At 59.5% G+C, this 24,255-nt stretch carries 17 protein-coding genes and 1 pseudogene; 3 read left to right on the plus strand and 15 right to left on the minus strand.

Annotation, left to right across the window (positions count from 1 at the left end; all coding sequences use genetic code 11):
* Positions 1-181: 181 nt before the first annotated feature.
* From AB4X18_RS02550 to AB4X18_RS02565, 4 genes are read right to left on the minus strand one after another with little or no spacing between them, the layout of a single operon-like run.
* Positions 182-1,789 (minus strand): GMC oxidoreductase, encoded by a 1,608-nt coding sequence (locus AB4X18_RS02550; RefSeq protein WP_370402132.1) that lies wholly within the window; start codon positions 1,787-1,789, stop codon positions 182-184.
* The gene (locus AB4X18_RS02555; protein WP_370402133.1) at positions 1,786-2,253 is read right to left on the minus strand and encodes a sugar dehydrogenase complex small subunit; all 468 of its coding nucleotides are present in this window, start codon (positions 2,251-2,253) and stop codon (positions 1,786-1,788) included. The genes AB4X18_RS02550 and AB4X18_RS02555 overlap by 4 nt, the downstream gene beginning before the upstream one ends.
* Positions 2,250-3,290 (minus strand): phytochelatin synthase family protein, encoded by a 1,041-nt coding sequence (locus tag AB4X18_RS02560; RefSeq protein ID WP_370402134.1) that lies wholly within the window; start codon positions 3,288-3,290, stop codon positions 2,250-2,252. Before AB4X18_RS02560 ends, AB4X18_RS02555 begins: the two co-directional genes overlap by 4 nt.
* On the minus strand, positions 3,287-4,825 hold the full coding sequence (locus AB4X18_RS02565; protein WP_432817055.1) for a multicopper oxidase family protein: 1,539 nt from the start codon (positions 4,823-4,825) through the stop codon (positions 3,287-3,289). The genes AB4X18_RS02560 and AB4X18_RS02565 overlap by 4 nt, the downstream gene beginning before the upstream one ends.
* Positions 4,826-4,971: 146 nt before the next feature.
* Here AB4X18_RS02565 and AB4X18_RS02570 point away from each other — a divergent pair, with 146 nt between their 5' ends.
* Positions 4,972-8,265, plus strand: coding sequence for an adenylate/guanylate cyclase domain-containing protein (locus AB4X18_RS02570; RefSeq protein ID WP_370402137.1), 3,294 nt, complete (start codon positions 4,972-4,974; stop codon positions 8,263-8,265).
* A 30-nt stretch (positions 8,266-8,295) separates the two neighbouring features.
* Here AB4X18_RS02570 and AB4X18_RS02575 read toward each other — a convergent pair whose 3' ends face one another.
* Complete coding sequence (locus tag AB4X18_RS02575; protein ID WP_370402138.1) at positions 8,296-9,648, minus strand: pyridoxal-phosphate-dependent aminotransferase family protein; 1,353 nt, start codon at positions 9,646-9,648, stop codon at positions 8,296-8,298.
* A 33-nt stretch (positions 9,649-9,681) separates the two neighbouring features.
* Between AB4X18_RS02575 and AB4X18_RS02580 the strand changes: the two genes are divergently transcribed.
* Positions 9,682-11,529 carry a hypothetical protein gene (locus AB4X18_RS02580; RefSeq protein WP_370402139.1) on the plus strand — a complete coding sequence of 616 codons (1,848 nt, stop codon included), beginning with the start codon at positions 9,682-9,684 and terminating at the stop codon, positions 11,527-11,529.
* Positions 11,530-11,603: 74 nt separating this feature from the next.
* On the opposite strand, the gene AB4X18_RS02585 is transcribed toward AB4X18_RS02580, so the two are convergent.
* Positions 11,604-13,301 (minus strand): adenylate/guanylate cyclase domain-containing protein, encoded by a 1,698-nt coding sequence (locus tag AB4X18_RS02585; protein WP_370402140.1) that lies wholly within the window; start codon positions 13,299-13,301, stop codon positions 11,604-11,606.
* A gap of 86 nt (positions 13,302-13,387) precedes the next feature.
* On the opposite strand from AB4X18_RS02585, the pseudogene AB4X18_RS02590 reads away from it, so the two are divergent.
* Positions 13,388-13,830: pseudogene (locus AB4X18_RS02590) on the plus strand (transposase); the annotation flags it as partial.
* A gap of 747 nt (positions 13,831-14,577) precedes the next feature.
* Here AB4X18_RS02590 and AB4X18_RS02595 read toward each other — a convergent pair.
* The 9 genes from AB4X18_RS02595 to AB4X18_RS02635 all read right to left on the minus strand — a co-directional run bounded on the left by AB4X18_RS02595 (position 14,578) and on the right by AB4X18_RS02635 (position 24,244).
* Positions 14,578-14,988, minus strand: coding sequence for a Rid family hydrolase (locus tag AB4X18_RS02595; RefSeq protein WP_370402141.1), 411 nt, complete (start codon positions 14,986-14,988; stop codon positions 14,578-14,580).
* 85 nt (positions 14,989-15,073) lie between these two features.
* On the minus strand, positions 15,074-15,778 hold the full coding sequence (locus AB4X18_RS02600) for an ABC transporter ATP-binding protein (RefSeq protein ID WP_370402142.1): 705 nt from the start codon (positions 15,776-15,778) through the stop codon (positions 15,074-15,076).
* 9 nt (positions 15,779-15,787) lie between these two features.
* Positions 15,788-16,516: an ABC transporter ATP-binding protein gene (locus AB4X18_RS02605; protein ID WP_370402143.1), complete on the minus strand. Its 729-nt coding sequence runs from the start codon at positions 16,514-16,516 to the stop codon at positions 15,788-15,790.
* Positions 16,513-17,466 carry a branched-chain amino acid ABC transporter permease gene (locus AB4X18_RS02610; protein WP_432817056.1) on the minus strand — a complete coding sequence of 318 codons (954 nt, stop codon included), beginning with the start codon at positions 17,464-17,466 and terminating at the stop codon, positions 16,513-16,515. Before AB4X18_RS02610 ends, AB4X18_RS02605 begins: the two co-directional genes overlap by 4 nt.
* Before the next feature lie 2 nt (positions 17,467-17,468).
* Positions 17,469-18,320, minus strand: coding sequence for a branched-chain amino acid ABC transporter permease (locus tag AB4X18_RS02615; RefSeq protein ID WP_432817057.1), 852 nt, complete (start codon positions 18,318-18,320; stop codon positions 17,469-17,471).
* Between the two features lie 60 nt (positions 18,321-18,380).
* The gene (locus tag AB4X18_RS02620) at positions 18,381-19,676 is read right to left on the minus strand and encodes an ABC transporter substrate-binding protein (protein WP_370402145.1); all 1,296 of its coding nucleotides are present in this window, start codon (positions 19,674-19,676) and stop codon (positions 18,381-18,383) included.
* Between the two features lie 216 nt (positions 19,677-19,892).
* A complete protein-coding gene (locus tag AB4X18_RS02625; protein WP_370402146.1) occupies positions 19,893-21,185 on the minus strand; it encodes an NAD(P)/FAD-dependent oxidoreductase in 1,293 nt (430 codons plus the stop codon).
* Between the two features lie 47 nt (positions 21,186-21,232).
* Positions 21,233-22,834: an AMP-binding protein gene (locus AB4X18_RS02630; protein WP_370402147.1), complete on the minus strand. Its 1,602-nt coding sequence runs from the start codon at positions 22,832-22,834 to the stop codon at positions 21,233-21,235.
* Positions 22,835-24,244 (minus strand): aldehyde dehydrogenase family protein, encoded by a 1,410-nt coding sequence (locus AB4X18_RS02635; protein ID WP_370402148.1) that lies wholly within the window; start codon positions 24,242-24,244, stop codon positions 22,835-22,837. It lies immediately after the preceding gene.
* Positions 24,245-24,255 lie beyond the last annotated feature (11 nt).

Below are 24,255 nucleotides of genomic sequence, written 5' to 3' on the forward strand. Positions count from 1 at the left end.
TTCACGTGGCAGATCTTCGACATTTTGAATGTGCAAACCGAAAACGAACAAATAGCATAACCGCCGAATGGTTATTTTCACGGCTTGTATTGAAATAGCTTAATGGATCAACTTTGCTTGTTTCTAGGCGCCAAGAACCCGCCCAATCTACCTTAAGCCGGTCTGTTTTTGTCAGTGTCCCCTATCTCGACATGATGTGACGAGCTGTACGCACCGCCATCGCAGCAATGGTCAGCGTCGGGGCATTTACCGGCATGGTGACATGGGCACTTGAGCCGAGAACGAAGAGGTTGGGATGCTGATGAGCCCTTTGGTAAGGATCGACGACCGAAGTTCGCGGATCTGTGCCCATCCGCGCCGTTCCGCCGATAATTGCATTCGAAAGATAGGGCTCGTTCGACTGTATCTCGCTTGAACCGAGCCGTGTTAGCACTTCGCGGTTGATTGTCTCAGACCGCTCGAGGCCCGCACGCGTATAGTCATCCATCGTAACTGAGACCTTTGGTTTCGGCACCCCGGCGGTGTCGCGCGTATCGGCCAAGGTCAGGCGGTTCTCAGGGGCTGGCAGGATCTCGGCTGATGAATTCAGCCGCAAATGGCGCGAGACGATGCGATTGAGCTCCTGTGACAGTTCCGTTCCTTTCAGCCCCTTCGCTATCAGCTTTTTGGCCACGTCGACGCCGTCGGAATTACCGCTGTGACCGCTGTTCATGAACGAGGTGCCGACTGCGGCGTGATCGGCACGGAACGGACCGTCGCGTAACTCGACCAGCCCGGAGGTCTGCTGAGGGCCGCGATAGGGATAGACTGGTGCAGCAGTTACCCCTGAGGTATCCTGGTTGGCCTGGGTGATCAGATATCGACCAACCGCATCGCTGCCGTTCGCCACGCCGTTTGGGGCCGCAGGCTGCGCTGAGTTCAGGAGCAGTCGCGGATTCTCTATTGCGTGACCGCAGAGCGCGAATGTTTCGGCCTCGATCTGGTGGCGGCTGCCGTCCGGCCGCCGGACATGGGCGCGCGCGACCCGTCCGTCAGCGTCCAGTTCGAGGAAGTCGACCAGCGTCTCGGTGATGACTTCGGTTCCAGCGGCCTCTGCCTTCTCGGCGATGATCGATCCGTCGAGCTTCGCTCCGATCGGGCAGATCGGCACGCAGGTGTTGTTGCCGCAACAGGGCGGGCGGTTGTCGAATTGGACCGAGTTGCGTGCGTGCGAAAAGACCGCAGAATGCAGCGCCATGGCATTCAGTGCACTTTCGACCTGGTTGTCGAGATAGGTCGCTGCAATCGGCGGCATCTGGTATGGCGTACGCCGCGGTGCGCCCCACACGTGATCTGGGTCGCCAGCGACACCCCAGATTGCTTCTGCGATCTCGTAGAAGGGCTCCAGTTGGTCGTAGGACACCGGCCAGTCCTTTGCCACGCCATAAAGCGTGTGCATGCGAAAGTCGGCCGGACGCAGTCGGTCTGCAAAACCGGTCCAGTGCCAGGACGAGCCGCCGAAAATCCTGAGATACGCGCCGACAAATTTTTCCGCGCTAGCCTGAACGTAAAAATCGTCATAGGCCCCATCCTCGGGATGCGGTGCATAAGGCACGCTCGGATAGGGAGATTGTGGGCCCTTTACCGGATTGCGGGTGAAATTGTCGTACCATTCCGACCGTTCCTTCCGGGGACCGGCCTCCAACATGGTTACCCGGCGACCAGCACCAGCGAGTTCAAGCGCCAGATGCGCTCCGGCCATACCGGAACCGATGACCAGGATGTCCGTCTTATCAGGCAGCGCGCTCACGTGTGTGGCCCAGCCCAATGGTCGAATGGCCCGCCACATTGTCCGGGTGCGGTCGCGAAATCAAGTGACTGCCAGCCAAGGCACCAAGGATAGTAGACCGAACCCTCTGCCGTCTCACCGGAATAGAGGAACAGTGCGATCCAAGTGAGTTGGTCCGCGATCTGTGCATCGGCGTTGGCTTCCAGCGCATCAAGCGTGCGGTGCCTTCGGGCAAGTTTCGCCAATGCGGTGATTGCAGGCGCGCCGAAGGCCCTGGTGAATTCTTCGGTGCAGCCGTCGAGTAACGGAGGCGAAAGCGTTGCAACGCCACCAATCATTTGTACCACGTCGTGGAATACGTCCAGATCTCTCGTCTCTCCCGGTCGGGCTGCCGTCTCTCCCAGTCGCGCCGCTGCAGGCCCGGCGGGCAGTGCGGCCAGCATCGCCAGCAGTCTCCTCCGGTCGAGGCTGCGGCGCGCGATCATTGGAGTGCCCCGACGACGACGATTCCACGCGAGCGGTTTGATCCGGTATCGACACTCTGCATGGCATCGAACATGGTTGCGAAGGGAACCCAAACGGGCGGGTATTTGTAGCGCGCAACATCGAGCACCAACACACTGTCGGTTTCTTCGTCATAAGCACCAATCGGTGAGACGTGCCCCGCCCCGTTCTGGCCAAGTACCGCACGATCATAGTTCACGATCACCCGCTTATCCCGGTCATCAAGCCCCACGCGAACAGCCTCGCGCATCTGGTCGACTGTCATATCGCCAGCGAAGTGAACTTCGGGGTGTACCTGCAAATGCTTTAGGAACTTCCCCATTTCGGCCAGCGTCAGCCCAGCGGTGACGACTTGCTCGAACGTGCGGACCTGCTGGTTGGCAAGGATAAAGAGGTTATCCTGCGTGAAAAACGGGTAGGGATATCGCACTGGATCGAGCGGCCGTTTGATTTCAAGGCTGTTCAGCACCGCAGCCATGCTGGCGATCGAGCAGAAAGTGAGGAACTTCTCGCTTTCGACATAGGAGTTGAGCATGAAGTAATCGCGGTTGTGTTCGGCGTCCAGCATCCGCTGCCAGCCTTCGTTCTCGTCAATATAGACGATCCGATCAGGTGACTGCACTCGCGCGATTTCACTTGCTTCAAACGCAGGCTCAATTGCCAGCTCAGCAACGGTAACAGGGAGCGCGGAATACTCCCCGCTGGCCGCACCAACTGCCTCGTCACGCACCTCCCCAAACCAGTCGGCCAAGGCGTCGATCTCGGCGTCGCTCAGGTCGCGCATATAGCGGCCCATTACAGGCGCGCGGCCATGGGTCCGGCCGCCGTCGCGATATTCGCGCATCGCGAGGCGCAAATACTCCGATTGCTGGCCATGGATGATCGGTACATAGGGGATCTGGGACCGGCCGTTGACCCCGTGGCAGCTCAGGCATTGTGCGGTGAGCGGCGGTGCCTCGGCTGTTGCGGTAAGGCCGAAAAAAATTGCCATTGTGGCCGTGACAACCAAGCGTTTCATTCGACGATCCTCATATTCATCATCATGCCAGCATCTTCGTGTGGCAGGATATGGCAGTGCATGACGAAGTCTCCGGGAAAATCTTCGTACCGAGTGCGGATCTTAACGACGCCTGCGGCGGGTACGATGACGGTATCCATCCAAGGTCGATCTGGCACTGGCACGCCATTGACTTCAATCACCTCAAACGGATTCACGTGGACGTGCATCGGATGGGGAAACGGTGTGAGGTTGATAAAAGTCCACTCCTCTGCCTCGCCAAGCTTGCCGACGATATCAAAGGCGTGGTGCTGGTGCGGCACACCGTTGATGGTGAAGTTCACGTCCAGGGTCTCGCCGGGTCTACGGATATGACCCAATTCGATCACCCGCTGCTGGGTTATCTCTTCGTCCCGGATCGGTCGAAGGCGGTAGCGCTGCATCGATGAGGCAGGAAGATAGACGGGTGATGTGGCGGACACTGCGGCAGATCCGGCGTCAAGGACGACAATCTCGCCTAGTGTCGCTTCGGGCAGGCGAACAAGGCCCTGATCGAAAGCGCTGCGACCGAACCAATGGCTTCCTTTGCGCCGACCCGTGACCAGAAGATCTGCCCGATTGCCGGGCGCAAGCGTCAGCTGGCCTGCCGGCCGAGGTTCAGCGAGCGGAATCCCGTCCCATCCTACCAGTTCGGCCTCAACTCCGGCCATGGCCCCAAAATCGAGCGGCAAGAATTGCGAGTCGTTGGCAGACAAAAGCCGCCAAAGCTGCGTCTCGCCCTCGTGAATGTGTATCAGCGGTGCATGGACACCGTTGATCAGGAAGTCTCGCTCGTTTTCCAGGGCCATGAAAAGCGCCGGATCCTCGAGTGTTCCATCCTCGCCAACGATCGGTGCCTGGATGACCATCTGTCGCTCGACCAGGTCCGACTGCCCGGACGGATCGTCGACTACGATCATCCCTGCCATGCCTGAGGCGATCTGGATAGCGACGGAGCCGTGTCGATGCGGGTGATACCAGAAGGTACCCGGCGGATGGTCGATGGGAATGTCGACATTGTAGCGAAAATCCTGACCGGGATGGATTTCCAAGAAAACATTGTCGCTGTCGCCGCGCGGATCCACGTGCATTCCGTGGAAGTGCAGATTTGTTGTGTTGAACCTGTTGGGCCGATTGGCGTGTACGACTTTCGCCGGCAATCCGGCCGCTGCGGTTTCGCTATCCTCAAGATCGGGCGGAAGCCGGTTGCACAGCTCCACTTCAATCCGGTCACCAGGCCTCACGCGCCAGCAAGCGCCCGGCATGGCACCATCGTATAGCCGCAGCCGTGCCGGACCTTGTGGCAGAGCCGCTTCGCCATAGTTGACGTTTAATTTTACCGAAAGCACGCCCGCTTCACTTTGCAGGACTGGCGGATTGGGTAAATCACCGGGAAAATTCATCGGTGATTGACCAGTCGTGCCTGTCGCGCCCCGTGGGGCCAACAAGAGCGCCCCACCACCGAGTATCGCCGTCCCTGCAAGTTCGAGAATGGCGCGACGCGATAACTTTATCATGCTAAACCCCTAGGTTATGTTGACACAGACGCCACGGGAACACAAGCTGACGCAACGGCGCGTTGCTGGTGCCTTTCGGCTGACATGTTCAGGTTTCACGGGGGCGGAGATGGCTCTCGGCCATTCGCTGGAGCGCAACCACTGACATGACACCAGAACGCGATATCGGTTCCTGGCTCGACGGGGTCGGGTTGCAAAAGTACCGGCAGCGCTTTGCCGATAACGAAGTTGACTTCGATGTCCTCGATACCCTTACAAACGAGGACCTGAAAGAGCTGGCGATTCCTCTCGGTGACCGGAAGCGGTTGCTAGCGGCAATCGCTGAGTTGTCCGATGCACACACAGAGCCTGCAACCGAAAACGTCGAGATGGATGATACCGAACGCAGGCAGATCACAGTGCTGTTCTGCGATATGGTCGGCTTCACCGAATTTGCGACGGTGCTCGATCCCGAGGATCTTGAGGAGCTGGTCAGTCGCTTCCTCACCATCTGCGGCGGACAGGTTGCCGAGTGGGGCGGACATGTCGCGAACTACCTCGGTGACGGATTACTGGCCTTCTTTGGTTGGCCACTTTCTTTCGAAGACGCGGCCGACCGTTCGATTCAGGCCGCCCTCTCGATCATTCGCAACGTGCCCGAGATCGATGCACCGGCCGGAGCCCGGATCAATGCCCGGATCGGTGTGGCAACTGGCCTGGTCTTGGTTGGCGGAAAGTACGGCAAGGGCAGCGCGATGACCGAAACCGCCTTCGGTGCCACACCGAACCTCGCTGCCCGACTGGAGACGCTAGCCGAACCGGGCGAGGTGCTGATCGCTGCCTCGACGCGTGCGCTGCTCAGTAATGCGTTCAGCCTCGAAAATACCGGCGAGCACGACCTGAAAGGTTTTGCCGAACCCGTGGAGGTTTGGAAGGTCCAGGGCGTTGTCGATACGCCAACCCGGGCGCGGCGGCAGGACTCCACGGCTGGTGTGCAGCTGGTCGGCCGCAGCGTTCAGATCAGACAACTGCACCGGCAGTGGACTGAGGTTGTCAGCGGCGGCTGCGCAAGGCAGACACTGGTTACAGCCGAGGCGGGAATGGGCAAGACCCGTCTTGTCGATCATTTCCGCACAGAACTCAAAGACCAAAAGCACAATGTCGCACTGATGCAATGCTGGCCGTACAGATCTGATGCAACGCTCTACCCGGTGATCGACTACCTGAAGATCTCCGCAGGGTGTACGCGGGAGGACAACGTTGGCGAGCGTCAGAAGAAGTTTGCATCCTATGCTGCGGACCTCGGGTTGGCCTCTGAATTATTCGTTTCGGATCTCGGCGATCTTCTGGGACTCGGAGTGGTGCCGCTAGAGCAATCGACGCATAAGCGCAAAAGCGTCTGGCTGACGGCACTGGAACGGGTCTTTTCCAGCCTGGCAGAGGAAGCACCACTGCTGGTCATTCTGGAAGACGGCCATTGGGTCGATCTCGTAACCGACGAACTGCTGGCGGAATTGGCGGCTCGGCTTGCGATGCGTCCGGTTATGATCTTGGCAACAGCGCGACCGGAGTATGCACCCGGATGGGTCAACGCCCCTAGCGCCAGCCGGATCGATATCCCTCGGCTGGATCAAAAGTCGGCCGAGGCGATGATCAATCGGATCGCTGCCGACCGGGCTTTGTCACCCGACCTTTTCACCCGGATCATCAAGACGACTGATGGCGTTCCATTATTCATCGAGGAGCTGACCCGCTCGGTCCTCGATCTCAAGTGGCAGGCCGCCGGGGAGGACGACGCTATCAGCATTCCGGCCACCCTGCAGGACGTGCTGGCAACGCGGCTCGATTCCACCGGTGCCGCCAAGCGGACGGCGCAGATTGCCGCCTGCATCGGCCGGGTCTTCCCGATCAAACTGTTGACCCAGGTCGCGCGCCAGCAGGAAGCGGCCGTTATCAACGATCTGAACGCCCTGATTGCGGCAAACCTCATCATCGTCGAGAGCAGGGACGGCGAACAGCTTTATGTGTTCCGTCACGCCTTGATTCAGGAAGCGGCCTACCAGTCTCAAACAAGATCGCGGCGCCGTGAGGTGCATCTGGCAATCGCCAACGCTATGGAAGTCAGCCTTGAAGCCGGCGACGAGGTGGATCTGGGGACGCTGGCGAACCATTTCACTGCCGCGGACGTTTTCGACAAGGCGATCAGCTACTGGCATGCAGCCGGCAAGCAGGCCATTGAGCGTTCGGCTGAGCGCGAGGCGATCGAGCTCTACCGGCGGGCCCTGAAGCTGGTCGAACGGCTGGCACCGTCGCCCGAAGTGGAGGCGCAGGAGCTTGCCCTGCAGCTCTCGATCGGGCCGGCGCTGACGGCCTCGGAAGGTTACGGGTCACTGGCCGTGCGCGCGGCATTCGACCGTGCCGAGCAACTGGCCGATAAGCTGGGGCGTCCCGACGAAATGTTCGCCGTAAGGCGTGGACAGTGGATGTACGCGCAAATGAGCGCCGACTATACTGCCGCCGACGCGACCGCACGGCAGATGTTGAAGATCTCGGAGATGACTGGGCGACCGGGATTGATCCTCGAAGCGGACAGGGCTCTCGGTGCCACGTGCTTTGCAACTGGCAGGCTTTCTGACGCGCGACGCCATCTCGAAGCCGGGGTACCCCATTATATCGAGCGGATTTCGGAAGCGCATACCCTGTCTTATGGTGACGACCCTGGCTTGGCCTGCCTGTCCTACCTCGGACGCGCGCTCTGGTTCCTCGGCTGTCCTGATCAATCGCTGGAACGCTGTCTTGCGGCGCTAGAGGCCGCGCACCGGATCGACCACCCCTTCAGCCTCGCACGCACCTATGTGTTCGTGGCGCACAGCCACCAGCTCCGCGGCGAAACCAAGGAGCTGATTGAAGTCGCCACCAAAGCGGCGGAGATCTCGGACAGGTATGGGTTCCCGTTCTTCAGTGGAGTCAGCAAGATGCTGTGGGGATGGGGCGTCGTGGAGAGCGGCCGGAACAAGGAGGGCAACGAACGCATGAAGCGTGGCTACGAGGAGTATCTGAGCTCGTCGAGCCTCATGTCCAAGCCTTGGTTCCTGATGTTGTTGGCGGATGCGCAACGCCGCGCCGGAAAGTACGCCGAAGCGCGCCGTTTGATTGATGAGGCGTTGGCGGTCAAAGCGGTGACGGGAGAGGAGTTGGTGAGTCCGGAATGTATGCGCGTGCGCGGCGCGATACGCTTCGATGAGGGGGATACGCTCGGGGCCGCAACAGATTTCGCGCAAGCGCTCGACATCGCGAAAGCCCAGTCGGCGCTCTCTTGCGAACTGCGTGCTGCCCTCAGCATGGTGCAAATCGATCCTACGGCCCTGGGCCTGGTCGCAGAGATTAGTGGCCGGTTCAGTGAAGGCTTTGGAACCGCCGATCTGCGCCGCGCGAAACAGCTTATCGAACAATCGGCTTGATCGTCATTGCAGGACTGGTTGGCACGAATCTCAAGTGTCGGCAGCGTTGTTCTTTGAACGCGTATGTTTTGTGAGATGCGCTATAGCGGAGTTAACGCCGCCCGAACCGACCGGCCAGTTCAGCGACGTCAGACCAAGTTCGATCGTAGAAAGCACGCCGAGGATCGTTGCGGCGTTGATGTGCCCCATATGCGCGATCCTGAAGGCCTTTCCCTTCAGATCGCCGATCCCCATGCCCATAACCAGTCCGCAGGTCTTCTTGCAGAAATCAAACAGCACCGCCGGATCGTGACCGTCCGCGACAAGCAGCGTCGTTACAGAGTCGGCGCGCGCTGCGGCGTCGACCACGTTGAATGAAACGGCGGCGTTCGGCCCAGCCGCCCAGACCTCGGCCGCGCTGCGAACTGCGCCAGCCAGAATTCGGTGCCGCTCCAACACCGCCGGGAGACCTTCCTCTGCAATGATGTTGAGCGCCTCGCGCAATGCGAAAAGCAAATGCTCGGGCGGTGTCCCGCAATACTCGAAATAGTGAAGCGGTCGATTACGGCCTGTCCAATCCCAGTAGTGTCGCGGCTCCCCAGCGCGGGCATGGCCTTCTAGCGCCCGGGTACCCGCAGCGACGAAGCTAAGCCCGGGTGGGCACATCAGCCCCTTCTGTGACCCTGCCACCGCAACGTCGACATGCCATGCGTCCATTTGAAACTGGACCGAGGCGAGCGAGCCGATGACGTCCACCATGAACAACGCCGGATGTCTTGCCGACGCGATTGCAGCACTGATTTTCTCGATGTCGTTGGCCACGCCCGACGCTGTATCGATCTGGGCCACAAGGATCGCCTTGATCTCTTTCTGGGCATCGTCGCGCAAGAACGCCTCGACCTGCGACGGATCGACCGCCGTGCGCCAGTCGCCCGGCAGTCGGCGGACTTCCAGCCCGAAATCTCTGGCCAGATGACCCCAATCCGTGGCGAAGCGCCCGCTTTCCAACACCAATACACAATCGCCGTGCGAAAGCGTGTTAACAAGGGCGGCCTCCCATGCGCCATGGCCGTTCGCGGCGTAGATGTGGACATCGCCAGAGGTGCCGATGATGTCCGCGAGATCCGCCTTGCAGGAACGCGTAATCTCCAGCAACTCAGGATCATAGATATCGAGTGGTTGGCGCTGCATCGCACGCAATACGCGGTCGGGTATCGGCGTCGGCCCAGGCAGACCGAAAAGAATTGGGCCATTGGCTAAGGACATCTTGTTCCGTTCAACAAACTGCTGGGCGACAAGTGTCGTGGGAATCGACAGGAAGTCAAATCGTTGATCGGTGCAGACGTCGATTACGCCTGCAACTGACGGAGGTTGCCAGCCCAGAGGAATCGCGAGATGCTGCACCTGCGGAATTGGACCTGATTAGAGGGTGTGCCAGTGTACAAAGCACTTTTTCTCGTTTCGGCGGCAGCAATCATGGTCGCGTCTGCGGCGCTGGCCGACAAAAACACCCCACTTATCGAGGTTTCCGCATGCGTGAACCCGGGACCCAATCCTGCGCGCCTCTACTCCGGGCTGGGCGAAACGCGCGCCGAGGCCGTGTTTCAGGGGCCAAATGCAAATCAGGCGCAGCGCTTTTACCGTCAGGGGCTGCTTTCAGTCTACGGCTTCAACAAACCTGAGGCGATCAACTCTTTCGTCGCGGCGGCTAAGGCCGCCCCCGGCGCTCCCATGCCTTACTGGGGTATCGCCCTTGCAGCGGGGCCAGATATCAACACCACGCCTTCAACAGAGTGTCTTTCGCTTGCCGCAGAGGCGGTCAAGCGCGCCGCCGAACTGGCCGATATGCGGGATACAGACGGTTCTGAACACGCATGGCTCAGCGAGAAGGAGCGAAAGATCATCGAAGCACAGCGCACCCGTTACAAGCGCAATGGCGGGGCAATTGAAGTCGATGCCCGCGGCTATGCCAATGAAATGGGTGAAGTCGCAGCGCAGTATCCGAAGGACCACGATGTCGCCACTCTTTACGCTTCGGCACTTCTGAATATTGCCCGTTGGCATTGGTGGCATGACGGCGCGCTGACCCCTGAGGCCAGCTTGGCGCGCTCCGTTCTGAGAAATGTTCTGGCCCTCGAGCCGGACCATATCGGTGCTAATCACTACTTTATTCATGCCACCGAGCAGTCGCCTGACCCAGCCGAAGCCCTGCCAAGTGCGGAACGCATGGCCGACTTGGCACCCGGTGCCGGGCACATCGTGCATATGCCATCGCACATCTACCGCCGGATGGGAAAACACGCCGAAGCCACAGCTGCCAATTATCGTGCAGTCGCAGCCGACCGCGCTTATATCGATCAAACCCCAGAAAGCGCGCAATATCCACTGCGCTATTTGAACCACAACCTTCACTTTCTCACACTGTCACTGATCATCGAGGGCCGGGAATCTGAATCGATGGCCGCGGCCGAAGCGTTATTCGACAACACCAAGAAATTCACTGGGAACGCCTACAACCAGCTGCACAACCAGACGATTGTTGCCTCGCGAGACGAGCTATTCTTGACCATCCCGATGGTCGCGATCATCCGCAACCGAGCCTGGGACAGTGATTTGCAGGCGCGCCTTGAGGCAGAACTTCCACCGCTGATAAGAGGCTGGAACCTTAGCGTTGCGCAGGCATTCTTCGACTATTCCGACATCCTTCAGCTTATCGAGCGCAATAGCACCGAAATGGATACGGTGCTGGCAGCATTCGATAGGTTTTGGGAGAGCGTCGCGGCAATACCGCCTGGCTTGCCTTTCGACAACAACAGCGCGGCAGACATCTTGCGGCTGGCCAACCTAGACGCTCTGGCTCGTCTCACTGAGCGGTTCGATGGTGCCACCCGGCACCGGCTGGTAAGGCGCGCCCACATACGGATGGCCGATATTCCCGCGCTGGCCCGAGATGCAGATGCCCTTTCCGCCGGTGACGACCTGCCCATCTCTCTTCTGCAACACGCGGTAAAGATTCAGGATGACCTGAACTATGCCGAGCCGCCGAACTGGTATTACCCCATGCGCGAGGCGCTTGGCGGCGCGCTCTATCGTGCCGGACGGTTCGACGACGCTGCAGCCGTCTTTCGCGAGGGCCTTGAGGAGAACCGCGGCTATCCGCGCATGATGTTCGGGCTGATCGAATCGCTTCGGGCGCTCGACCGTGCAATCCCATCCTCGCTGGAGGAGGGGTTGCGCAAAAGCTGGCGGCACGCCACGGCCGAACTGTCTATGCGCGAATTCTGAGCGGAGCGGTCCCGCACACCTTGGTCAGGCTCTGGCCCCGCTAATATAATGAGCGCAAATAGGTCTGGTGTCGTTTATTCCGGTAGTCCGGCCAGTCGCAGCCCATCAAGAAACCGGTTCGTATAAACGTCGTCGAGGTACCCGTTCCGGCTCTTAATTTCGGAGATAGTCTCGTTCGGTACGAGCGCGATGAGGCGGGCGCGCACCATCTCGATGGCGTCGCTGTCGCCGAGATGTCCGAGCGCTGAAAGCATGCTCCGCCAGGGTGATGGAAAGCCCGGGCCAAGAGCGACAGACTTCTGCGCATGCTCCACGCACTCTTGATCGAAGCCAAGGTGTAGCGACGCAAGGGCGAGCCCGGCTTCGGCAAAAATCCGGCCCCGGTCGAATGGCGACAACCGGGCCGCCTTGCGGAGGTACACAAGCGCCTGTTGCGGTTCACCGCAATAGACATGACCCCAGCCAACCCAAGTCAGGATCCAGGCGCTGTTAGGCTCAAGCCAGAGCGCCCGCTCAAAATCACCCCGCACGACGCTCAGCGGTTCACCCTCGCGTAATTGGATCAATCCGGTCAGGACTGCGATCTCTCCACTGTCCGGCGAAAGCGACTGAGCAGTGGCTAACCACTCATCGCGCTTGGGCATTTCGTCGCTGAAAAAGCGTGTCCATCCGTTGACCTTTGCCCGGTTCAGCACGCCCGCGGCCCGCCCGAAGGCGAGACCCAATGACGGATCCTTAGCCATTGCAAGCTTGAAGAACTCAAGCGCCCGGCGCGCATCCTCCACTGTCAGCGTCGCCTGATGATAGGTGCCGAGCAGCAGGCATTGACCTGCCGTCATCGATTCGGGCTCAAGCTCCTTCAGCGGGCGGATCTCCTCTTCCAACAAATGCGTTCTTACCGCACTGGAGAGCTTCTCGGCAGTGCTGTCCTGCCAGTCAAAGACCTCACCCAGTCTTCCGTCATATCGATCTGCCCAGATTCTCGATCCGTCAGCGCGAGACAGGACAGCCTCGAAGCGTATCCGATCACCACTGGCGCGGATCGTGGAACGCAGCATGCTTGCACGGGTCAGGGTTTCCTCGCTGATTTGCACCCTCAACCATTCTAGCGTGTCGAGCATCGCCACCACGTCGCGCGTCAACGCGGTGGCAAGCTCACGGACTTCGGCGCGGGTATCGGACGTGGCAAACGGAGCGATGACCAGCGCTGAATGTTCGGAGCCGCTTCTTCCAGATAGTTCGATCCCCCGACGGAGCGATGAACCTCGAACCCAAACCCTTACGGGATCGACCACGTTCTTCAGTTGCCGTTCGCCGCCGTCATGAAACGCTGGCCGAAGGGTGCCATCCAAAAACGAGTAGATCGTGTCGGAAACCACAATGCCGCCAGGCTCAGAGATCGATTCCAGCCGCGAAGCGATGTTCACGCCGTCGCCGAAAATGTCGCTATCTGCATGCATGATGTCACCGACATGAACGCCCACCCTGATCTTGATGAATTCGTGCTCCATCAGCTTTTCCTGCAGCGTAATAGCGCAATTCACTGCATCAACGGCCGAGATGAACTCGATCAGCCAGCTGTCGCCCATACGTTTGATCGTGGTACCATGATGTCGCGAAACTACCGGATCAAAGATTGACTTCTGGACGTCCCGGAGCGCCTGGAGGGTCTCGACCTCCCTCGCCGCCATAAGCCGGGTGTAGCCAGCGACATCGGCTGCCAGAACCGCTGCGAGCCGTCTTTCTACCTCTGTGCTTGTCATTTCGCTCATCTCATCTTTGCGGCCACAGTTAAGGGGCCAAGCGCCGATCAGTGTTGCCGCTATGTCGGCTCGATACAAGACGCTCGACGGTGGGCCTGACCGAAGAGCTGAAAGAAACCGTTCTGGATATGGGTCATCGCCGTGTTGGCAGGCTGATGCACCAAATCGGCATATCTGTGGTAAGAACCCAGAAACACAAGGTTACGACGGACAGCAGCCACGCTCTCAATATCGCGCCCAACTTGCTGAAGCAGGATTTTCGACCAACGAGCCCAATCGGAAATGGGCGGGTGACATCTCCTAAATCTGGACGCGCGAAGGCTGGTTGTATCTGGCCGTCATCACCGATCTGTATTCCCATCGCATCATCGCTGGGCCGCTCTCGTGACATTGCTACGCGATACCTTGCCGGGCAGTAATCAGCACCTGGATGAAGTTGGGCTGTGCGATCCGGGCTCTGGATATGGCAGTAGCTTTGCGACAACCGCTGGAAGGCTGCATTCACCACGCAGAGACAAGGGGTACAAGTGCTCTCAGCCAGCGGCCGTTCAGTCCAGTAGTAAGCTCCTGGCGTCAGCGCCGTGCTGATGTCTGGATATGCAGGAAGAATTGGAGGGCATTCTATGCCATAATCCAACTTCCCGCAGTCATCCCTAAGCAAAAATCCTCGAACAAGCGGCGGATCATCGGTCAAAAACGACCGTTTCTGGGTGGGTGAAAACCGTAGGTCGGTCCGGCTCCAACCCGCTCAAATTTGACCAGATCTTCACAACCGCCGAACGGCCGACATGACACGCTAGAAGGCGACTTCATGTTGCACACGCATTGCACACGACGCCAATTATGTTATTGAAAATAAGAAATAACATGTCCAATCCACCATCGGGGCGACGGATAACCTCGCGGCCTGAGTGGCTGCGTTTGAGGGCATCTGCGGGTCTCCTTGGACGGCGAAATGCGTTTGGTGTTCGTCTGCATATAATATGCAACAGGCGCAAGGCACACCATCCCCTGCGGGGCACGCCACGCGCGGGGTGGAAGGGCGCGGATCGGGGGCAGCCACGCACCTGAAGAACGGTCAAAATGGCTGGGCGGCCGGATGACGTCGCCTTCACTTTCGGGAATTATTACTGACGCTTTGGTGGCGCAGCGGCGTGGTGGGCATCCTCGGACAAAGAAACCCGATTGCTGTTGCGGCTGCGCGGGCGGATCTGGCCACCCTGAAGGAAACGATCAGTGGATCGTCTGCACGGGGTGCCATGTGGATGGTTTGTCGGGCGGGGGCCTACTTGAAGGACATCTCGCCCTTGCGGTTGTGAATGATTGCGTCAACCTCGATTTCGACCATCATGCCGGGGGTGGTCAGCCCGGCTTCAACCCCTGTCAGAACCGGTTCAATACCCTGGAAAACCTCGCCGTGCCGACGGATGAAGCCACCGGCGTCGCGCATATCGGTCAGGAAGGCGCGGGTTCGGACGACATGGCGCATCTTGGCGCCTGCCTCTTTGAGGTAATCTTCGATCTTGTCGAAGATGAATACGGTTTGTTCGTAGACGTCGAACGGCGCATAGACCTTGCCGTTTGACTGCATGGACGTGAGGCCCGCGACGAAGACAAAGGGGCCGACACGTTTGACGCGGCTGTAGGAGCCTGCTTTTTCAAAGCGTCCGCCGCCGGATATGCTCTTGATAGTCATGTATACAGTATACGATAGGCACCTGAGCCACACAACGGTTTTCTAACACCGTCAGGGACTTGCAAGATATTGTGGGTGCATTGCCCTATTCGCCAAAATATGACCTGTTCAACTCAGGATCCTGCGCCAATTCTGCCGGAGCACCGGAGATCCGCAGATGCCCGGTCTCCAGGACGTGCACCTCCGTCGCGAGTTCCATGGCGAAGTTGATGTTCTGTTCAGTGATCAGGATGGTCAGGCCGTTCTCCCGGTTCAGGCGCCGCAGGGTTTCGGCGATTTCGGTGCAGACCTTCGGTGAAAGACCGATCGTGGGCTCATCCACCAAAAGCAGGCTCGGGCTGGTCATCAGGGCACGTCCGACCGACACCATCTGACGTTCCCCGCCTGATTGGGTCGAGGTTTCCTGATGCGCGCGCTCGCGCAGGACCGGGAAGAGTTCGTGCACATGGGCAAGGTTGCGCGCGATGTCTTCGCGTGCGGTATAGCCGCCGACAAGGAGATTGTCTTCGACCGACATGAAGGGAAACAGATGCGCGCGTTCCGGGGCATAACCGACACCGCGCCTGACGATATCGCCGGTGGACAGGGCCGTCAGGTCTTCGCCATTCAGACGGATGAACCCGGTGGTCTGCACCATGCCCATGATCGCATCCATCAGCGTGGATTTGCCCGCCCCATTGGTACCGATGACGCCAACAATCGCGCCCTGCTCGACGTTGAAGGAGACCTCGTGCAGGGACTGCGCCCGCCCGTAGAAGGCCGAAAGGTTCTCGATTTCAAGCATCGCCATGACCGCCCCCTAATGCCCCAGATAGGCCATGCGCACGGCCTCGTTTTCCATCACTTCGTGATAGGTCCCCTGACAGACGAACGTGCCCTGGGTCATGGCGATGGCGCGGTCAATCAGCGGCTCAAGCGAGCGCAGATCGTGACTGACGATGATATAGGTCATGCCCTCCTGCCGTTTCTCCGCCAACAGACCTGAAATCTGCTCAATCTCGCCCGCGGTCAGCCCGGCAAAGACTTCGTCCAGCAGCATCACTTCGGGCTTTGTGGCGAGGGTCCGGGCCAGTTCGAGCTTGCGCAGATCACCCATGGACAATTCGGAGGGGGATTTGTGCAGGTCCGTGTCCGATATCCCGATCGAGCGGGCAATCGCCCTGCCCTCTGCATGGTTGGCCGGGCTGGTCAGCATGGCGAAGATGGAATCGGGCATTAGCCCCACTTCGATGTTGGCAAGAACGTCCATATCGGCGAAGGGGCGCGGCACCTGGTAGGTCCGCGCAATTCCCCGCCTGATGCGTTTGTGGGTCTTGAGGCGGGTCAGTTCCTCCCCGTGTAGGCGGATTGATCCTTCGTTGACCTTGTGTTCGCCCATGATCAGGCTGAAGATCGTTGTCTTGCCCGCTCCGTTCGGGCCAATGAGGCCGACCGACTCCCCCTTGTCGATGGTGAAGGACATCTTGTTCGTCGCCGTCAGCCCGCCGAAGCGTTTGACGACATTTTCAAGTTCCAGGATGACGGTCATGACCGACGGTCCGCGAATGTCTGGCGTGCCTGTCGCAGGATTTCGTAGAGGCCCTTGGGCTGGTACATGTACAGCACCAGCGCAATGCCGCCGTAGATGAAATAGCGCTCCGCACCCGGCAGAATGGGCCGCAGGTATTCCAGCAGGAAGGTCAGGAAAAACGCCCCCGCCATCGGCCCGATGATGGTGGAGGCCCCGCCAATCAGGGCGGCCACGATGATGGTGAACAGGAAATTGATGTCAAACAGGGCCCTTGGCGCGATCGAGCCGAGGTAGTGGACATAAAACGCGCCGCCAACCCCGGCCACCGCCGCACCGACCATGAAGGCGAACAGCTTGAGCTTGGTGGTGTTGAGGCCGCTGCCTTCCACCGATTCCTCGTTCATGCCGATGGCCGACAGCGCCGTGCCCAGTCGCGTTTTCATCATCGCCCAGAGGCTGACCGCGATGACTGCCATCAGTGACAGCGAGAGATAGTAACCGTTCACCGCCCCCCGCGTCAGCGTCTGCACCCCGGAGATTCCGCGCGTGCCGCCGGTCAGGTCCGGGCGGATGACCTGCACAAGCTGGTACATCAATTCCATGAACGCCAGCGTGACCAGCGCGAAATAGGTGCCCTTGATCCGCAAGGCCGGCAGAAAGAACAGGGTGCCGGCCACCATGGTCACCACAACGGCTATGGGGATCGACAGGCCCACCGGCACGTCGAACCTGTAGCTGAGGATGGCTGTGGTATAGGCACCGATGCCGATCAGAAACGGATGGCCAAAGCTGATATACCCCGTGCGGCCTGACAGCACGTCCCAGCTCATCGCGAAGATGGCCAGATAATTGGCGAAGATGATCGTGCGCAATGTCCCCTTGCCGACGAACTGCGGCAGCACTGCCATGCCGCCCAGAAACAGCGCCCAGAGCAGAAGATGCCGCCATTTGAAGGTCTTCTCTTCCATCCTTAAAGCTCCCCCCGTCCGAAGAGGCCCTTGGGCATCAGGACCAGCACCACGATGATCAGCAGCATCGTAAACACGCCGCGCAGTTCGGCGGCGATCAGCGTGGTGGAGATGATCTCCATGAAACCGATGATATGTGCGACGATCAGCGTGCCGAGGATCGACCCGATGCCGCCGACGATCACCACCGCCACCGCGATGATCAGCGGCGCCACCCACATGGAGGGCGACAGTTGCGTGTAGCTGGCAAAGAACACCCCCGCGATGGCCCCCAAGGCGCCGGAAATGGCCCAGGTGATCATGTTGATCCGATCAGGGTTGATGCCTGAGATTGCAGCGCCTTTGACATCCATCGACACGGCGGAAATCGCGCGGCCCACGTGGGTCTTGCGCACAAACAGGTAAAGCCCGATCAGGATCACCCAGCTGGCAATCGTGGCGGTCAGGATGTTCAGGGTGACGGTCGCGCCGCCAATCCGCCAGACGCCATTGACGATGGGATGCATGATTTTGGCGCTGTCGTTGAACACCAGAACGATCCCGGCCTGTATGACCACCGCAAGGATCAGCGTTGCAATCTCTACCGCGACGGGATCGCTTTTGAGCGGCTTGACGATCAGCCGGTGCTTCAGCAGGCCCGCCACCATGCCGATGGTGATGGCGGCAAGCATGCCGATCAGTTTTGGCATGCCCATCACCTGCACAACATGGAAATAGGCATATCCGCCCAGCATCAGGTATGCCCCATAGGCGAGGTTCAGCACCCGCCCTACGCTGAAGATCATCGTGAAACCGATGGCGATGAGCGCGTAAAGACCGCTCAGCAGCAGTCCCTGGATCAGGATCTGGCTCATCACTTGCTCCTTCAACCCATCCGGGACCGGAACGCGGCAGGCGCTCCGGTCAGTGCGGTGTTACCTGACCCAGGACGGTACCTGAAATTCGCCCGTCGCGTATTTGGGCGGATAGACCACCGCGTTCGAGCCGTCTTCGTACCACTGGATCACCACCATGGACGGCGCGCCGTCATCATAAGGGGCGGTGATGTCGAACTTGATGTTGTGCGGATAGGTCCGGCCCGTGCGCGGCTCAACCTCGCCGGGTTGCCAGAAGCCGTAGCGCAGCCACATCTCGCCGTCTTTTTCCAGCACGATGTCCTGCTTTTCCATCGCCGTGACCCAGGTCGAATTGTTGAATTCGCCTGCTTCCTCGGCGGCTGCGAAGGCCTGTTTGATGCCGTGATAGGCGTTGAAGCCATTGAAATGCGGAAACTTCGGGCGACTGTCGCCGTAAAGTGCCACATATTTGTCTGCGAAGGCCTTTGAGGCAGGATCAAGCGCGAAACCCACGGAAGGCACAGGCGACAGGGTGGAGATGCCACCGCCCGCACCGCCCGTATCTTCCCAGTATTCCTGGCCCAGCGCGGAGACGTTCACGCCGGTCATTGCCAGAGGCACCTGAAGTTTCACGTATTGCGAACTGACGACCTGCGAATTGACTGAACTGATGATATAGATGAAATCCGCGCCGCTTTCGACCGCGCGGTTGAAGATCGGAGAGAAATCGACCGTGGCCACGTCATAGGTGATCGTGTCGATGACTTCGATCCCCGCCTCGGGTGCGAGAAGCTGGCTGACAAGGCCGTTGATCGCCCCGCCGAACGCGGTGTCCTCCTGCAGGATGACGACAGATTTCCAGCCCATCTTTTCTGCCAGAATGTCTTTGCCGAAGTCGATGTAGAGTGTCGCGAGCGCCTCGTCCGAGGCGACATTCATGAAGTAGGGTTTGAAGTTGTCGTAGTCCTCTACCAGCTTGTCGATGATGCCGATGTAGGATGTCCAAGTATCCAGCGTGGGGATCTGGTATTCGACCATACGCGGCAGCCAGCCAAGCGACACATCGTCGATGGATCCCGAGATGATGAAATCGACCTCCGCCGTTTCGGCGAGGTATTCGTAGGCCTTGATCCCTTCGGTGACGTCTTCCCCGGTGTCGGCTTCGACCAGTTCGATCATCTGACCCCCAAGAACGCCGCCCCCTTCGTTCAGTTCATCAATGGCAATTTGGGCGCCGCGCAGCGTGCTGCGCCCCGCATCCGACGCAAGTGCGCCGATGAAACCGACCTTTACATCCGCTGTCGCGGCACCAGCCCCCAGCGTGAGCGCCGCGACCGCACCAGCTTTAGCGGCATATCGCAAATTCCAAGTCATATCTGCCTCCCTGACAGGTTGAATTCTGTATACAGTACACATTCACGGAAACCTGTCAACATATCCGCCACAACCATGACATTAGGTGTGACGTACAACACATTGACTTAAATACATATTTTCTAAACGACGCGAAGCATGGTTGCCGCCCGGAGCCCCCGTCGGCAGTGCATAGATCTTCAATCGTCCGCCGTTTCGCCCGGCGGTTGTATGGCCCTATTTGGCCCGCACCCTGTCGTCCCGTAGATCCTTGAATCGGTAAAGCCAATGCGCAAAAGGCAGGAACCAGGGTTCCTTGCGATACCAAAACCGGGTTTCCAGGGTGGTCTTGGAAAACGCAGTCTCCCCGGCCGGGTCACCCATCATCTGAAGGGCCGCCTTGTGGCCCAGGTAAGGCGCCATCGCGTTGCCTGATCCGGAATACCCCATCGCGTGCCACACACCGTCAAAGGTGCTGATCTGTGGCATGAAGGAAAATGAAAAGCCGGTCTGGCCTGTCCAGCTATGGGTCAGCGACAGCGACCTGGTTTGCGGAAAAATCTCGTGCAGCAGCCCCCGCAGCACTTGCGCGGAGCGGGCAGAGGGTACCTTGTTCATCGCGGCCCGCCCGCCCAGCACAAGGCGTTTGCCATCGGGGGACAGCCGGAAATAGCAGTGCCGGTTGCGGGTTTCGACACACATGCGCCGACCCGGCATCAGTTCGTCCGCCATGCCCGTCGGCAATTCCTCGGTCGCGATGAGAAAGCTGGAGACGGGGATCATGCGGCGTTTGAGTTCAGCAAATTGCGCAGTTGTGTAACCGTTCGTGGCCATCAGCACGGCCCCCGCCCGGATCACGCCCCGTGGGGTCGTGACCGCGAACCCCGATCCGGCGGCAACGACTTCTGTCGCGGCGGTTTCCCCGAACACCTGCGCCCCTGCCCGCACCGCCGCCTTCAGCATCCCGTTGAGGTACTTGCCCGGATGCACACCACCATGATCATGCAAGAGCATGCCGCCGCTATAGAGGGTAGAGCCGATTTCCGTCTTCTGCTTTTCAGGCGGCACCATGTCGATGTTGACCGGCAGCAACTTGCGCAGATTGTCCAGACCGCGCGCGGTTTCGTCGTATTCCGCCTTGTTCCACTGCCCCCGAAACCGCCCGTACTGCTGGTAGTCGCAATCGATCCCCTCCTCCTTGATGCGTGCGGCGGCGAAGGCGAGTGAATCGATATGGGATTCCCTGAGCAGCTGGTGTGCGGTGTCTGACCCGTACTTTTCCGTCATTTCGTCAAGAGATAGCCGATACCCGCCGCCGATCATGCCGCCGTTGCGGGTGCTTGCCCCATATCCCGGGCGTTGTGCGTCCAGCAGCACAACGGATTTTCCGTCCTTTGCGAAGGTAAGCGCAGCCGAACAGCCCGTCAGACCTGCCCCCACGACCACAACGTCACAGTCGGTCGGCAGGTCCGCAGGTTGATCTTCGAACGCGGCAAAATCTTCCCACCAGTAGGGATCGGACTTCAGCATGTGTTTCCTTTCCGCTCCATCGTGTTTCCGGCACACAGACAGTTGCGTCAGCCTTCGCCACGCAGTTCCACACGCCTGATCTTGCCCGACACCGTCTTGGGCAGGGTGTCGACGTATTTGATCAAACGCGGATATTTGTAGGGGGCAGTTGCGCTCTTGACGAAATCCTGGATGTCCTTGGTCAGGGTGTCGGAGGGCTGGAACCCGTCGGCCAGCACGACGTAGGCCTTGACCACATCACCGCGTGTTTCATCCGGGCTGGCCACCACAGCGGATTCCATGACCGCATCATGTTCCAGCAAGGCGCTTTCGACCTCAAAAGGTCCGATCCTGTACCCGGCGGAGATGATCACGTCATCCGCGCGGCTGACGAACCAGAAATAGCCGTCCTCATCCTTGTAGGCGCGATCACCGGTCAGGTAGTAGTCGCCGCGAAACGTCTCTGCCGTTTTGGCTGGGTCGTTCTTGTAGCCTTGGAACAGGCCGCGCGGTGGCTGCGGTTTGACCTTTACCGCGATGTCGCCCTCGGTGTTTGGCGGCACGGGCTGTGCGTTGTCATCGATCACGTCAAGGTCGATGCCCGGCGCGGGTTTGCCCATCGACCCCGCACGGGTCGGCATGTCCAGCATGTTGGCGCACAGGATGGTGGTTTCCGTCTGGCCATAGCCATCGCGCGGGGTCAGCCCCGTGGCCGCCTTCCAGACGGCGATTACTTGCGGGTTCAGCGGTTCTCCTGCGGCGACGCAGTGGCGCAGATGGGGAAAGGCATATTGGCTCAGATCCTGTTGCACGAAGATGCGATAGATCGTCGGCGCGCTGCACATGGTGGTGATCGGGAAGGCGTCAAACATCTGCAGGGTTCGCGCAGGATCAAACCCGTTTGTATGGTGCACAAAAAGCGCCGCCCCCTGCAACCACGGGCCGTAATAGCTTGACCATGCGGCCTTGGCCCAGCCTGTATCGGAGATGTTCCAGTGCAGATCATCCGGCCCCAGGTCGAGCCAGTATTTGCCCGTCGTCACATGCCCAAACCCATAGCCGTGGCCATGCACGGCCATCTTGGGGTTTCCGGTCGTGCCAGAGGTGAAATAGCACAACGCGATATCGTCGGCTGCGGTGCTGACGTCGGCAAACCCGTCTGACGCATCGGCAACCGCGCGTTCGTAATCGACCCATCCTGTTCGACTGCCGTCAATCAGCACCTTGACGAAACCCGCAGGCAGATCGTCCGCAATCGCGTCCACCTTGTCGGCGTTGGCGTCATCGGTGACGATGCACGTGGCCCCTGCGGCCTGCACACGGTACGCGATATCCTTGGTCGAAAGCTGCGTGGTGCCAGGAGAGGCGACCGCCCCCATGCGTTGTGTTGCAGTCAGGACTTCCCACCACGCGATCTGGCGCGACAGGATGATCAGGACCGTGTCGCCGCGTTTCACTCCATGGACGGACAGCACGTTCGCCACCCGACGGGAGGCATTGCTGATTTCGGCAAAGGTCCGGTTGATCACCGTGCCGCTGTCATCGGTCCACACAAGTGCCACCTTGTCCGGTGCATCCCTGGCCCAGACGTCGATGACATCGGTCGCAAAGTTGCAATGGGTGGGGCGTTCCCATTCAAAGGCGGCGCGGACCTGTTCATACGTGCCCATCTATTTGGCCACGTTCATGACCTGGATCTGGGTGTATTCCTCCAGACCCTCGTCGGATTGTTCCACCCCCAGACCGGAGGCCTTGAACCCCGCCATCGGAATATGCGGCCCGATGTTGATATGCTGGTTCACCCAGACAGAACCACTTTGGATGGTCGAGGCGATCCGCGTCGCCTTGGCGGTATTCTTGGACCAGACCGAGCCCCCCAGCCCGTAGTCCGACGCGTTGGCCTGTTTTGCGACTTTCTTGATATCGGAGAACTTGATCACCGGCAGCACCGGGCCGAATTGTTCCTTGTCCACGATATCATCGCCGTCCTTGACGTTCTTGACGATGACGGGTTTGACGAAATAGCCCTTCTTGCCCTTCACGACGCCGCCGCTCAAAACCTCGCCATCCTTCTTGGCGCTCTTGATCAGGGCCTTGACCTTTTTGAACTGCGCTTCGTTCTGCAGGGGGCCCATGGTTGCGCCCTGTTTGAGGCCATCGTCAACGATGGTGTCCTTTGCCAGCTTGGCCAGCTCATCGCAGAATTCATCATAGATGTCCTTGTGGGCGTAGACCCTCTTGACCGCCAGACAGACCTGCCCCGCGTTCAGGAATGCCCCACCAAAGATCTTTTCGGCGGTTTCCTTCACATTCACATCCGGCAGCACGATGGCGGGATCGTTGCCGCCCAGTTCCAGCGTGACACGTTTGATCGTACCGGCGGAGGATTCCATAATCTTCTTGCCGGTCTCGGATGAACCGGTGAAGCTGACCTTGGCCACATCGGGGTGATTGGTCAGCACCGGACCCAGATCGTTTTCGTCGGTGACCGCATTGATGACCCCGGCGGGCACGAATTCGTTGCACATTTCCAAGATCTTCAGGATGGTCAGCGGTGTTGTCGGCGCGGGCTTGATGACGATCGTGTTCCCTGCAATCAGCGCGGGGCCAATCTTCCAGAACGGCACCAGAACCGGAAAATTCCACGGGCAGATTCCTGCCACGACGCCCAATGGCACGCGCCGCACCTCGATCTTGAACTCATCGTCGTTCTGAATGGTGCGGCCCTTGGGTTGCAGCGTTGCATAGTGGCGCAGGTAGCCTTCCGCCCACGCCATTTCGCCCATCGCTTCGGGCAATGGTTTGCCTTGCTCCTTGGTCATCAGCCGGGCCAGCATTTCGGCATTGTCAGCTACAACGTCGGCCATCTTGCTGACGATCGCCTGACGTTTTTTCAGCGGCATCGCCGCCCAAGCGGGGAACGCCTTCTTGGCGGCTGCCACCGCCTTGTTGATGTCCTTTTTCGTGCCTTTCGGCACCTTGGCGAACTTCTTGGCATCAGCCGGGTTAATGACCTTGATGGTCTTTCCCTTGGCATCCTTGCCGACGAGCTTGCCGTCGATCAGCATTTTCTGAAACATTTTCGGGCTCC

Source organism: Sulfitobacter rhodophyticola (genome assembly GCF_041281685.2).
In the GTDB taxonomy this organism is placed as follows: domain Bacteria; phylum Pseudomonadota; class Alphaproteobacteria; order Rhodobacterales; family Rhodobacteraceae; genus Sulfitobacter.